Here is a 12,450-nt window from a genome sequence, read left to right as displayed (position 1 = left end):
CGCCGTTGGAGCAGGCGTGGACGGATCGCCAGCCGCACCGCGCAGCTTCAGGTGACAATGCTGGGGTACCGTCCGAAGAACAGTCTTTATCAAACTCACTATGGCAGGAGGGACGGGGCGGCACCGCTCCGTATGGATGGACGTGAAGCGATACTTCCGTGGGCCGGTCATGTGGATCGTGCTGGCCGTCCTCGCCGTGGTCGTGTTGATGCAGGTCGTCGGCTCGTCCGGCGGCTACAAGACGGTGGACACCGGCGAGGTCGTCCAGGCGATCAACCAGAACAAGGTGGAGTCGGCCAAGCTGACCACCGGTGACGAGCAGATCATCAAGGTCTCGCTCAAGGACGGCGTGAAGGTCGACGGCAGCTCGAAGATCCAGGCGAGCTACATCGGCGACCAGGGCGTGGGCATCGCCAACACGCTGCAGAACAAGTACCAGGACAAGCAGATCCCGGACGGCTACACGGTCTCGCCGTCCAAGCAGAACCCGATCGTCGGGATCCTGCTCTCGCTCCTGCCCTTCGTGCTCATCGTGGTCGTCTTCCTGTTCCTGATGAACCAGATGCAGGGCGGCGGCTCCCGGGTCATGAACTTCGGGAAGTCCAAGGCGAAGCTCATCACCAAGGACACCCCGAAGACGACCTTCTCCGACGTCGCCGGGTCCGACGAGGCCGTCGAGGAGCTCCACGAGATCAAGGAGTTCCTCCAGGAGCCGGCCAAGTTCCAGGCCGTCGGCGCCAAGATCCCCAAGGGCGTCCTGCTCTACGGGCCTCCCGGCACCGGCAAGACCCTGCTCGCGCGTGCCGTCGCGGGCGAGGCCGGCGTCCCGTTCTACTCGATCTCCGGTTCCGACTTCGTCGAGATGTTCGTCGGTGTCGGTGCCTCCCGTGTGCGCGACCTGTTCGAGCAGGCCAAGGCGAACGCCCCGGCGATCGTCTTCGTCGACGAGATCGACGCGGTCGGCCGCCACCGCGGCGCCGGCCTCGGCGGCGGTCACGACGAGCGCGAGCAGACCCTGAACCAGCTCCTCGTCGAGATGGACGGCTTCGACGTCAAGGGCGGCGTGATCCTCATCGCCGCGACGAACCGGCCCGACATCCTCGACCCGGCGCTGCTGCGCCCCGGCCGCTTCGACCGGCAGATCGCCGTCGACCGCCCGGACATGCAGGGCCGTCTGGAGATCCTCAAGGTCCACCAGAAGGGCAAGCCGGTCGCGCCGGACGTCGACCTGTCGGCCGTCGCCCGCCGCACGCCCGGCATGACCGGTGCCGATCTGGCCAACGTGCTGAACGAGGCCGCCCTGCTGACGGCCCGCAGCGACCAGAAGCTGATCGACAACCACATGCTCGACGAGGCGATCGACCGCGTGGTCGCGGGCCCGCAGAAGCGGACCCGGATCATGTCGGACAAGGAGAAGAAGATCACCGCGTACCACGAGGGCGGACACGCCCTGGTCGCGGCGGCCTCCCCGAACTCCGACCCGGTCCACAAGATCACGATCCTGTCCCGCGGCCGGGCCCTCGGCTACACGATGGTGCTGCCGGACGAGGACAAGTACTCGACCACGCGCAACGAGATGCTCGACCAGCTCGCCTACATGCTGGGCGGCCGCGCGGCCGAGGAGCTCGTCTTCCACGACCCGACCACGGGTGCCGCGAACGACATCGAGAAGGCCACCGGTCTGGCCCGCGCGATGGTCACGCAGTACGGCATGACCGAGCGCCTGGGTGCGATCAAGTTCGGTGGCGACAACACCGAGCCGTTCCTGGGCCGTGAGATGTCCCACCAGCGCGACTACTCGGAAGAGGTCGCCGCGCTCGTGGACGAAGAGGTCAAGAAGCTCATCGAGACGGCGCACAACGAGGCCTGGGAGATCCTGGTCGAGAACCGCGACGTCCTGGACAACCTCGTCCTGCAGCTGCTGGAGAAGGAGACGCTGGGCAAGGAGGAGATCGCCGAGATCTTCGCCCCCATCGTCAAGCGTCCGCCCCGGCCCGCCTGGACCGGCTCCTCCCGCCGCACGCCGTCGACCCGTCCGCCGGTCCTCTCCCCCAAGGAGCTGGCCCTGACGAACGGCGCGAACGGCGCGACGCCGGCGATCAGCACCGCCAAGAGCACCACGGCGGAGCCCGCCCCGGCGCCCGAGCGGACCCCGGAGGACCGCCCCGAGAGCTGACCGCAGCCCTCCCGGCGCCCACCGGCCCCGGAATGAAAGCCGCGCCCCCCAGGTTTTAGCCTGGGGGGCGCGGCTTTCCGCCATTGGGACACAGGAACGAGGCACGAGATGACCGACCCCGTGACGCTGGACGGCGACGGCCGGATCGGCGAGTTCGACGAGAAGCGCGCCGAGAACGCCGTACGGGAACTGCTGATCGCGGTCGGCGAGGACCCGGACCGCGAGGGCCTGAGGGAGACGCCGGCGCGGGTGGCGCGGGCGTACCGCGAGCTGCTGGCCGGCCTTCGGCAGGAGCCCGAGGACGTGCTGACGACGACGTTCGACCTGGGCCACGACGAGATGGTGCTGGTCAAGGACATCGAGATCGTCAGCCTCTGTGAGCACCATCTGCTGCCGTTCCACGGCGTGGCCCACGTCGGCTACATCCCGGCGGAAACGGGCAAGATCACGGGCCTGTCGAAGCTGGCACGTCTGGTCGAGGTGTTCGCCCGGCGCCCGCAGGTGCAGGAACGGCTCACCACGCAGATCGCCGACTCACTGATGAAGATCCTGGAGGCACGGGGCGCCATCGTCGTGATCGAGGCGGAGCACATGTGCATGTCGGTGCGCGGTATCCGCAAGCCGGGCGCCAAGACCACGACGTCTGCGGTCCGCGGACAGCTGCGGGACTCCACCACCCGCGCTGAGGCGATGAGCCTGATACTGGCGCGCTGACCCGCTTGTCAGTGATGCCCGATACGGTCCTGGTCAGCGTGAGCGATCGTTGACCAGGGGGGATCGGGGTGCCCGCCCCGCCCCGGCAGGCCCGCCGCACAGCTGGTGGTGGCCGACAGCTGGGCCTCCCGGGGAACGTTCGAGCCCGAGCACCACCCGCTGCAGCTGCGCGAGACCACGTGGATCGAGGTGCACGAGGTACGTCGGCGGGTGACGGCGAACAAGCCGTACACCCTCTACGACTACCGCCTGCATCCCTACCCGGGGTTCCTGGTCAACGGGCATCTCGTCCGTCAGGCGTGGTGAGCCCCGGGCCCGTCAGACCGTCACACCGTCGGGGCCGGGCCGGTGTTTTCCGTGTCCTCGTCGTCCGGGAGTTTGCAGACGCGCTCCAGGAAGATCGCGGCCGCTATGACGCCGATGCCCGCGAGGACCGAGAAGCCGGCGTAGATGGCCTGGTCGCGGCGGGCCGGGATGTCCAGGGACTCCAGGAGGAAGACGCCCGTGCCGCCGTACATGCCGGCGACCAGGGCGGCGACCAGGGCGCTGGCGTGGCCGAAGACGACCGCCCGGGCGGCCATCATGGGGTCGACGCCCTTGGCGTCGGGCCGCCGCTCGCGCTGGGCCTTCAGCCGGGCGCGCAGCGACAGCGCCGTGGCCAGCAGGACCACGGCGATCAGGGCCAGGACGATGGGGGCGGCCAGGGGGACGCTGGGGAGCGTGCCGATCGAGTTCCACAGGCGGGCGCCCGCCCAGGACAGGACTCCGGCCACGACGAACACGCCGGCCAGCAACCTGATGCGCAGCTCTTTCACGGTGTCCCTTCGCATTCCCCCGGTTCGGCCCGGTTCCCGGCCGTCTTGACCTTAACGGCTACTCGGGCAGCCGTAGTTCCAGGTCCGCGCGCGGTGTCACGCCCTCCCGGGTGACGGCGTCCAGCAGTCCGGCGACGGACCCGTGGCCGGGGAGTTGCGCGTCGGGGTCGAGGTCGTGCCAGGGGGCCAGCACGAAGGCGCGTTCGTGGGCCCGGGGGTGGGGGAGGGTGAGCCGCGGGTCGTCGGAGACGACATCGGCGTAGGAGACGATGTCGACGTCGAGGGTGCGCGGGCCCCAGCGCTCGTCGCGGACGCGGTGGAAGGCCTCCTCGACGGCCTGCGCGCGCTCCAGCAGCGAGGAGGGCGGCAGGGTGGTCTTCAGGACCACGACGGCGTTGAAGTAGGCGGGCTGGCTGCCGGGGTCCACGCCCCAGGGCTCGGTCTCGTAGACGGGGGAGACGCCCTTGACGCGGACGCCGGGGGTGTCCTCCAGGGCGTCGACGGCCCCCTGGAGGGTCTCCAGGCGGTTGCCGAGGTTGGAGCCGAGGGCGACGACGGCCCGTTTGGGGTTGGACAGGGTGGTGTCGGCGGCGTCGACGCGGTCGACGACGGAGGCGGGTACCGGCTGGACGGTCGGGTCGCTGGGACCCTTGATGAAGGGCGCGGTCATGCTCGGCTCCGGGTGATGGTGACGGTCACGTCGTCGAAGGGGACCGTGATCGGGGCGTCCGGCTTGTGGACGCAGACCTCGACCTGCTGGACCGCCTCGTGCCGCAGGCAGACCTGGGCGATGCGCTCGGCGAGCGTCTCGATGAGGTCGACGGGCTCGCCCTGGACGACGGCCACGACCTCCTCCGCCACGATGCCGTAGTGCACGGTCCTGGTCAGGTCGTCGTCGGCCGCGGCCGGCCGGGTGTCCAGGCCGAGGACGAGGTCCACGACGAAGGTCTGGCCCTCCCTGCGTTCCTCGGGGAACACACCGTGGTGCCCGCGGGCCCTCAGGCCGCGCAGCGCGACACGATCCACGCGAATCACTCCTGCAGTCGTCGGTGCCGGCCGGTCGGTGCCGTGTGCGGGCGGCACACCGGCCTCGGTCGAATCTACCTGCGCGCCCGGGCGGGTCCGGGCCGCAGGGGGTGCGGGTCCGGGCCGGTGCCGCGGGGGGCACCGGGTGTTCCGCCTGGGCGGACGGGTGGTGCACGGGCCGGTGACCCGCCGGAGGCCGCGGGCGGTGATTCCCGCCACGTCCTGGCACGTAGCCGCTCTGGCACGGCACGTACCCGCTCTGGCACGTACCCGCTCAGGCGGGGGTGTCGTCCTCTTCCTCGTCGTCGTTCTCGGCGAGGACGGGGGAAGCGTGGTGCGCCCAGAGCTTCCACCCCTGGGGCGTGCGCCGGTACACGTTGGTGGCGACCACGAGCTGTCCCACGAGCGGGCCCAGCTCCTCGTCGCCCTCGGGGGCGGGGCCGCCGCTGAGGATGTTCTCGGTGCAGGTGACCAGGGCGGTGTCGCCCGTCACCGAGACGTGCACGTCGGTGAGGAAGAACTGGATGTAGTCGGTGTTCGCCATGATCAGGGCGTAGGAGCGCAGGACCTCGCCGCGGCCGGTGAGCACGGGCCAGCCGGGGTGCACGCAGGAGACCACGCCGGTGTCGGCGGGGTCGTGGTAGCTCTCGTCGACGCCCAGGTCGGCAGGGGTGAGCCAGAGCGAGGCGAGTTCCTCGAAGTCGCCGCGCTCCAGTGCCTCGTAGAAGGCCGTGTTGGCGGCCTCGACCTGCTCGACGTCGGTGTGCGGGGCGCTCACCGGTCGCCTGCCGCGCCGGTGCGGGCTCCCTCGATGGCGCGGGCGACCCGTACGGCGTCCGCGGTGGCGCGTACCTCGTGCACGCGCACGGCCCACGCTCCGGCCTGCGCGGCGAGGGCGGAGACGGCGGCGGTGGCGGCGTCGCGTTCGCGGGCGGGCGGGGGCGCCGCGTCGGGGCCGGCCAGGACGCGGCCGAGGAAGCGTTTGCGGCTGGCGGCGACGAGGACGGGGTGGCCGAGGCCGAGGATCCGGTCGAGGCGGGCCAGGAGGGCGAGGTCGTGCTCGGCGTCCTTGGAGAAGCCGAGGCCCGGGTCGACGATGACGCGGTCGGCTCCGATGCCGCCGGCCAGGACGGCCTCCACGCGCGCGTGCAGTTCGTCGACGACCTCGGTGACGACGTCGGCGTAGGTGCCGCGGACGTTTCCCCCCTCCAGGAAGCCGCGCCAGTGCATGACGACGAAGGGGGCGCCGGCGTCGGCGACGGCCGGGATCATCCGCAGGTCGGCCAGGCCGCCGCTGACGTCGTTGACGAGGGCGGCGCCGGCGGCGAGGGCGCGGGCGGCGACGGAGGCGCGCATGGTGTCGACGGAGACGGTGACGCCTTCGGAGGCCAGTCCGCGGACCACGGGGACCACCCGGCGCAGTTCCTCGTCCTCGTCCACGCGGGTGGCGCCGGGGCGGGTGGACTCGCCGCCGACGTCGACCAGGTCGGCGCCTTCGGCGACCAGTTCCAGGCCGTGTTTGACGGCGGCCGTGGTGTCGAAGAAGCGGCCGCCGTCGGAGAAGGAGTCGGGCGTGACGTTCACGACTCCCATGACCGCGCAGCGGTCCCGATCCGGTAGGCCCGCCACGCGCCCGCGTCCGCTCTGGTTGCTCATATGTTCAGCGTAGGCCCAGGCGGGGGCGGCCCGGTGCCGCGGCCCGGGCGGGGCCGGGGCCGGCCGCTTTCCGGCGGGTCCGGGGCGGGTCGCCGTCTCAGGCCGCCCGGACGTGGTGTTCCGTCCTCGTGCCGTGGGCACAGGGGCGGCGGACCGCCGGGCGCCGGCGGCGCAGGAAGCGCGGCAGGGGCAGGGCGAGGCTGACGAAGCCCTCGGCCTGCAGGGCGGCGAGGCCGATGCGGGGCAGGTCGGCGGAGGCCCGGTAGACGACGAAGCGGGGTTCCCAGCGCGGCTGGAACTTGGCGTTGAACTTGTACAGGGACTCGATCTGGAACCAGCGGGAGAGGAAGACGAGCAGGCCCCGCCAGGCGCGCAGGACCGGCCCGGCGCCGATCTTCTCGCCGCGGGCGAGGGCGGAGCGGAACATGGCGAAGTTGAGCGAGACCCGCTCGATGCCGAGGCGGGGTGCGGCCTGGAGGGCGGCCACGATGAGCAGTTCGTTCATGCCGGGGTCGGCCGTGCGGTCGCGGCGCATGAGGTCCAGGGAAGCGCCGTCGGTGCCCCAGGGCACGAAGTGCAGGACCGCCTTCAGGTCGCCGTGGGGGCCCGGCCGGTCGTCGGCCTTGTGGGCGGTGGCGATCAGGCAGTCGCCGTCGGCGGGGTCGCCCACCCGGCCGAGGGCCATGGAGAAGCCCCGCTCGGTGTCGGTGCCGCGCCAGTCGTCGGCGGCGCGGCGGATGCGGTCCAGCTCGGCCTCGCCGAGGTCACGGACACGTCGTACCCGGGTTTCGTAACCGGCGCGCTCGATGCGTTTGACCATCTGCCGCACGTTGCGCATCGCGCGGCCGGCCAGGGAGAAATCCGTGACGTCCACCACCGCCTCGTCGCCGAGTTCGAGGGCGTCGAGCCCGGTCTCGCGGGTCCACACCTCACCGCCCGTCTCGGAGCAGCCCATGACGGCGGGTGTCCAGGAATGGGCCCTGGCCTCGTCCATGAAGCGTTCGATGGCGCCGGGCCAGGCCTCGACGTCCCCGATGGGGTCGCCGCTGGCGAGCATCACGCCGGAGACCACGCGGTAGGTGACGGCCGCCTTGCCGCTGGGGGAGAACACCACGGCCTTGTCGCGGCGGAGCGCGAAGTGGCCGAGGGAGTCGCGGCGGCCGTGGCGTTCCAGCAGGGCGCGCAGGCGTGCCTCGTCCTGCTCGGTGAGCTGCGCGGCCGGGTGCTCGGGGCGGAAGGCCAGGTAGATGGTGGTGACGGCGGTGAGCAGGCCGAGCGCGCCGAGGGAGAAGGCGACGGTCCAGGAGGTGTCGCCCCGGTAGTCGACGGGTCCCTCGAAGCCGAAGAGGCCGTAGATGACGTGGGTGATGCGGTCGGCCAGGCTCGGGTCGCCGAGCATGCGCCCGGGGTGGACGCTGACGACGAGCAGGCCCAGCAGCAGCGAACCGGCGCCCATCAGGACGAAGTTGGCCAGGGCGCGCCAGCGGCTGCGGGGGTCGGGCAGGGCGTCGAACTGGTCGCGGTGGCGCAGCAGCGGCGCCAGCAGGGCGAGGGAGAGGAGGACGCCGACGACGGAGTGCCGGTAGGCGAACTGGGCGACCGCGCCGGCCGGGAGGAGCACCACGGCCGCTCGCCAGGCCCGGCGCTTGCCGCGCTTGAGCCCGTGGGCGAGCAGCAGCAGCAGGACGCCGGTGCTGAGGGACAGGGCGGCCGCGAACGGGCCGAGCGCGCCGGGCAGGACCTCGGCGAGGGCGTGCATCCGGCTGTGCCGGAAGCGGGGGAAGACGCCCGCGGCGATGTCCAGCAGGCCCACGAGGGCACAGGCTCTGCCGACGAGGACGGGGACGGCCTCGGGGCGTGGGCCGCGCAGCGCCCGGCCGATCCGGCCGGTGCGCGCGGGGGCGGCCCCGCGACCCGGAACCCCACCCGACATTTCGTCATCTGTCCTGACAGACATCGCATCCCGTAGTTCTGCGAGAGACCTTGGATCCGGGCCCGATTCGGGCATCCGGCGACATTGCGCCCTCTAGGACGGTGTCTCGGGGAGAGAGGTTCACTCCCCACGTCAAAGCCGTTCCCAAGGCCGAGGAAAGCCCGGGACAACCTCTTGCGAAGGTCTGCTCGCGGGCGGTGCCGGGCGGAGAGCGCGAGCAGGTGACCGACTCATGGGTCTGACGAGTGACGAGGTGCTGGGGGCCGCGGTCGCGGCGGCGGTGCTGCTGTTCGCCGGGACGGTGGTGCTGTGGCCGCGGCTGGCCCGGCGCGGCTGGGGCGCGGTGACCGGGCGGGCCGGACTGCTGCTGGCCACGCAGCTGGTGCTGTTCGCGGCGGTGGGGCTGGCCGCCAACCGGGCGTTCGGCTTCTACGCGAGCTGGGCGGATCTGTTCGGCCAGGAGAAGGAGCAGGGCGTGGTCGTCGACCACACGCCGGGGCGGGACCCGTTGCGGGTGGTCGGCGCGCAGCGCGTCCCGGGAGCGGCGGGGGGCCCGGCCGCCGCGGGCCGGATCCAGCGGGTGGAGATCGTGGGCCGGACGACCCGCATCGCCTCGCCCGCGTACGTCTATCTGCCCCCGGAGTACTTCCAGCCGCGCTACCGCACCCGTGTGTTCCCCGCCGCCGTGGTGCTCACCGGCTATCCGGGCACCGCGTCGGCGCTGGTGGACAAGCTCCACTATCCGCGCACGGCGCTGGAGTCGGCCCGGGCGGGCCGGATGCCGCCGATGATCCTGGTGATGCTGCGGCCGACGGTGGCGCCGCCCCGGGACACCGAATGCGTGGACGTGCCCGGCGGGCCGCGGGCGGAGTCGTTCTTCGCCGTCGATCTGCCCGGCGCGCTGCGCGGGCACTACCGGGTCGCCGGAAAGCCGGGCGGACTGGGCATCGTCGGCAACTCCACCGGCGGATACTGCGCGTTGAAGATCGCCCTGCACCATCCCGACGTATACGGGGCCGGGGCCGGTCTCTCGGCGTACTACAAGGCGCCGGTGGACGCCACGACGGGTGATCTCTACCAGGGCGACGAGGCGCTGCGCCGTCGCGCCGATCTGGGGTGGTACCTCGCCCACGCGCCCGCTCCCGACACCTCCCTGCTGGTCACCACCAGTAGGAACGGCGAGTCCAACTACCGGGACACCCTGCGCTTCATAGAGCGCGTGAAGGGCACCGGACGGACCCGGATCTCCTCGATCGTCCTGGAAAGCGGCGGCCACAACTTCAACACCTGGCGGCGTGAGATCCCCGCGACGCTGGAGTGGCTGGGAGAGCGTCTGGACGACCCCCGGAAATGATCTTCGTAAAGGTGTGAACAGCCGATTCCGCTTCTTTCCGAGTTCTGATGACGCGTGAGTCTCTCGGTATGGCTTTGTTTTTGCGGGGTGACTCACCACGATTCGCCTACGCGCGGTAAGTTTCTGGCCATGCCACGTGGACGTCATCGCCATTCCCCGCCCTTGCACAGGCTGTTGCCCCCGTCGGCGATCGCAGGCGTCTCCCTCGTCTGCGCCCTGGGGCCCTGGGTGTTCACGGAGCCGCTGGTGCTCCGCGCTCTGGCCGCCGCGGCCGCGGTGACGGCGGTCGTCGGGGCTGTCGTGCTGCGCCGCTGGGACACCCAGGCGGGCAGGCGCGTCGCCGACCTCGTACGCGCGCGTGCGAGCGACGAGTGGCGCTTCGAGGAGCGGGTCGCCGAACTGGAGGCCGATCTCGAGGAATCGCGCGAGCTGCGCGGGAAGCTGGAGCAGCGGCTGCGCGCCAAGCGCAGCGAACTGGCCGGCCTGCGCAACGAGCACGCGGCCCTGCTGCGCCGGTACGCCACCGCCGAGAGCGAGCGCGCGAGCGTCCTGGAGGAGCGCCGGGTGCTGGAGATCGAGGCGACGGCGCCGGTACGGGCCGCGCTGCCCGCGGGCGCGGCGCAGACCCCCGCCGCAGCGGACGAGGCACCGGGCGACGCACTCACCGCCGAGGAGCAGGCCGCGCCGCCCGCGGCGTTCTCGCCGGAGGGTTCCCGGCTGTTCCTGCGGGCCGCGGCCGCGCTCGCCCGGTTCGACGGCGAGCAGGCCCCCGACCCGGACGGCGGCGGGGACGGCGACGGCGGGCCGAAGGGCCGCGACGCGCGGTCCACGCCGGACGGCGGCCCGGACGCGCCGGAGGACGCGCCGGAGGGCGGGCCGCTGGAGCAGCAGGAGCGGGAGCAGCCGGCCGCCCAGGACGGGCCGCAGGAGAAGGCCGAGGCGGCCGACGGGCACGAGCAGGCGACCGCCGCCGGCACCGCGCGGGGCGAGGACGCGTTCCTGCCCGAGCGCGCCGGACGGCGAAGCGGCAGCGCCGCGCTGCCCGAGCGGGCCGGGCGGACGCCCTCCGGGCACTACACCGTTCCGACCGCCGTGGCCGTGGCGCCGCAGCAGCCGGCGCGCCGCCCGGTCGGCGACGGCGGGTTCGACTTCTTCGGGACGAAGCAGGGCACCTCGCCGGCGGCCCTGGAGGCGGTCCAGAACGAGGACCTGGCCGACGTCGTCGGCCAGGAGGCGCTCGCCCTGCACAAGGCGGAGACCGAGGCCCGGTTCAAGCCCGCCGACGAGGAGTCCCGCGGCATCGGCCAGGTCATCGACCTGACGGCGCACGACGAGACGGAGCAGATCGACCTGAAGGGGCTGCGCAGCGCGGTCTCCTGACCCGGCGCCCCCGACGTGCGCGAAGGCCCCCGGCTGCGGCCGGGGGCCTTTCGTCTTCTCGTGCCGAACCGGCCGCTGCGGCTGCCCGTCGGCCCCGCGCGGGCTCAGGCCGGGTCGGTCATCCAGCGGTCCGGGCGGGCGTCGCGGCGTCCCGTGCGCGAGCGTTCGGCCTGCGCGGCCAGGAGCGCGCGCGCCTCGGCCGCGTCGCGCAGCCGGGCCGTCACCGTCTTGCCGGCGCCCGTGTCCACGTGCACGTCCGCCACGCCCCTGGCCCGCTCCCACGGACCCTGCGCCAGCCGTACGCTCTGCACCTTGGCGTGCGGGACCAGCGCGAGGGTGCGCTTCAGCAGGCCGGACCGGGCCGCGAACACCGCGTCCGTGACGGCGAGTCCGTAGCCGCGCCACCACACCGGCACGCACCAGCGGGCGCGGCGCGGGGCGGGTGACAGGGCCGGCGCCTGCGGCACGGTCACACCGGGCAGCACGCGCGCGATGACGTCCTCGGCGATCTCGCGCGGGGCGACCGGCAGCAGCACGGAGTTGGAGGAGCCCGCCACGTCCAGTTCCACGCGCACCCACGCGCGCCGCCGCCACAGCAGCGGTTCGACGATCCGCACGGTCTGCACGCGGCCCGGCGGCACCGTCTCGTGGGCCCGGTCCAGCAGGCCGTGGTCGATGCGCAGGCCGTCCGGGGACTCGCCCACCGTCCAGTCGTACTCGGTGACGAACCGCCCCACGCTGCTCGCGCCGGCCGCGCCCAGCAGCGGCAGGGCGACCGCGAGGACCGTCCACAGGCTGTGGGTGACCAGCCACAGCACCGACGGGACCACGAGCGCGGCGGCCAGGGACCACCAGGTCGCGCCGGTCAGCAGCAGGGACACGGCCAGCACGCCGGGCGGCACCCGCAGCATCCGCCGGGACGGCGCCTCACCGACCTCGTGGGCCGTCTCGGGGGCGAACCCGGCGGCCCGGGCCAGCAGTTCGGCGCGCAGCGCGCGGGCCTCGTCGTCGCCCAGGAAGGCCAGTTCGTCCTTCTTGTCGGTGCCTATGACGTCGAGTTTCAGCTTGGCGACACCCGCGACCCGGGCGAGCAGGGGCTGCGTGACGTCGACGGCCTGGATCCGCTCCAGCCGGATGTGCGCGGTGCGGCGGAAGACGAGGCCGGTGCGGATGCGCAACTCGGTCTCGGTCACCGCGAAGTGGGTGAACCACCAGGAGCAGAACCCGTAGAGGGCGGCGGCCGGGACGAGGACGGCGAGGCCGATGAGCAGGGTGGCGGTCGTCAGCCGGGACAGGTTGCGCTGCGCGCCGTCGGGATCGTGCACGGCCCAGCCGACGAGCACGGCGACCGGCGCCCAGGCGCGGCGCAGAGGGGTGACGGGATGCAGCCGCCGCT

The 12,450-nt window shown here is 72.8% G+C and carries 12 protein-coding genes; 5 read left to right on the top strand and 7 right to left on the bottom strand.

The genetic code is table 11. The annotated features are described in order from the left end of the window. Window positions 1-136 precede the first annotated feature (136 nt). The 3 genes from ftsH (at window position 137) to ACZ4M5_RS20885 (ending at window position 3,196) form a co-directional block, all read left to right on the top strand. Complete coding sequence (gene ftsH, locus ACZ4M5_RS20895) at window positions 137-2,176, top strand: ATP-dependent zinc metalloprotease FtsH (RefSeq protein ID WP_398108794.1); 2,040 nt, start codon at window positions 137-139, stop codon at window positions 2,174-2,176. Between the two features lie 108 nt (window positions 2,177-2,284). Beyond that, window positions 2,285-2,890 (top strand): GTP cyclohydrolase I FolE, encoded by a 606-nt coding sequence (gene folE, locus ACZ4M5_RS20890; protein ID WP_383507666.1) that lies wholly within the window; start codon window positions 2,285-2,287, stop codon window positions 2,888-2,890. A gap of 108 nt (window positions 2,891-2,998) precedes the next feature. After that, window positions 2,999-3,196, top strand: coding sequence for a hypothetical protein (locus ACZ4M5_RS20885; RefSeq protein ID WP_467738884.1), 198 nt, complete (start codon window positions 2,999-3,001; stop codon window positions 3,194-3,196). A 20-nt stretch (window positions 3,197-3,216) separates the two neighbouring features. Here the strand turns inward: ACZ4M5_RS20885 and ACZ4M5_RS20880 are convergent, their stop codons facing one another. The 6 genes from ACZ4M5_RS20880 to ACZ4M5_RS20855 all read right to left on the bottom strand — a co-directional run bounded on the left by ACZ4M5_RS20880 (window position 3,217) and on the right by ACZ4M5_RS20855 (window position 8,320). Then, window positions 3,217-3,705: a DUF3180 domain-containing protein gene (locus ACZ4M5_RS20880; protein ID WP_467738882.1), complete on the bottom strand. Its 489-nt coding sequence runs from the start codon at window positions 3,703-3,705 to the stop codon at window positions 3,217-3,219. Between the two features lie 58 nt (window positions 3,706-3,763). Beyond that, window positions 3,764-4,375 carry a 2-amino-4-hydroxy-6-hydroxymethyldihydropteridine diphosphokinase gene (gene folK / locus ACZ4M5_RS20875; RefSeq protein WP_467738880.1) on the bottom strand — a complete coding sequence of 204 codons (612 nt, stop codon included), beginning with the start codon at window positions 4,373-4,375 and terminating at the stop codon, window positions 3,764-3,766. Beyond that, window positions 4,372-4,731: a dihydroneopterin aldolase gene (folB, locus tag ACZ4M5_RS20870; protein WP_467738878.1), complete on the bottom strand. Its 360-nt coding sequence runs from the start codon at window positions 4,729-4,731 to the stop codon at window positions 4,372-4,374. The genes folK and folB overlap by 4 nt, the downstream gene beginning before the upstream one ends. Window positions 4,732-5,005: 274 nt before the next feature. Then, a complete protein-coding gene (locus ACZ4M5_RS20865) occupies window positions 5,006-5,509 on the bottom strand; it encodes a nuclear transport factor 2 family protein (protein WP_467738876.1) in 504 nt (167 codons plus the stop codon). Continuing rightward, entirely contained in the window at window positions 5,506-6,387 is an 882-nt protein-coding gene (gene folP / locus ACZ4M5_RS20860) for a dihydropteroate synthase (RefSeq protein WP_467738875.1), read from the bottom strand. The genes ACZ4M5_RS20865 and folP overlap by 4 nt, the downstream gene beginning before the upstream one ends. Before the next feature lie 97 nt (window positions 6,388-6,484). Beyond that, on the bottom strand, window positions 6,485-8,320 hold the full coding sequence (locus ACZ4M5_RS20855; RefSeq protein ID WP_467738873.1) for a phosphatidylglycerol lysyltransferase domain-containing protein: 1,836 nt from the start codon (window positions 8,318-8,320) through the stop codon (window positions 6,485-6,487). A 232-nt stretch (window positions 8,321-8,552) separates the two neighbouring features. Here ACZ4M5_RS20855 and ACZ4M5_RS20850 point away from each other — a divergent pair, with 232 nt between their 5' ends. After that, window positions 8,553-9,674 carry an alpha/beta hydrolase gene (locus ACZ4M5_RS20850; protein ID WP_467738871.1) on the top strand — a complete coding sequence of 374 codons (1,122 nt, stop codon included), beginning with the start codon at window positions 8,553-8,555 and terminating at the stop codon, window positions 9,672-9,674. A gap of 162 nt (window positions 9,675-9,836) precedes the next feature. After that, the gene (locus tag ACZ4M5_RS20845; protein WP_467738869.1) at window positions 9,837-11,054 is read left to right on the top strand and encodes a hypothetical protein; all 1,218 of its coding nucleotides are present in this window, start codon (window positions 9,837-9,839) and stop codon (window positions 11,052-11,054) included. A gap of 104 nt (window positions 11,055-11,158) precedes the next feature. Here the strand turns inward: ACZ4M5_RS20845 and ACZ4M5_RS20840 are convergent, their stop codons facing one another. Continuing rightward, window positions 11,159-12,442: a PH domain-containing protein gene (locus ACZ4M5_RS20840; protein WP_467739439.1), complete on the bottom strand. Its 1,284-nt coding sequence runs from the start codon at window positions 12,440-12,442 to the stop codon at window positions 11,159-11,161. Between the last annotated feature and the right edge of the window lie 8 nt (window positions 12,443-12,450).

It is taken from the genome of Streptomyces sp. NPDC026246 (assembly GCF_055567995.1).
This window is presented reverse-complemented; position numbering and strand designations above follow the sequence as displayed.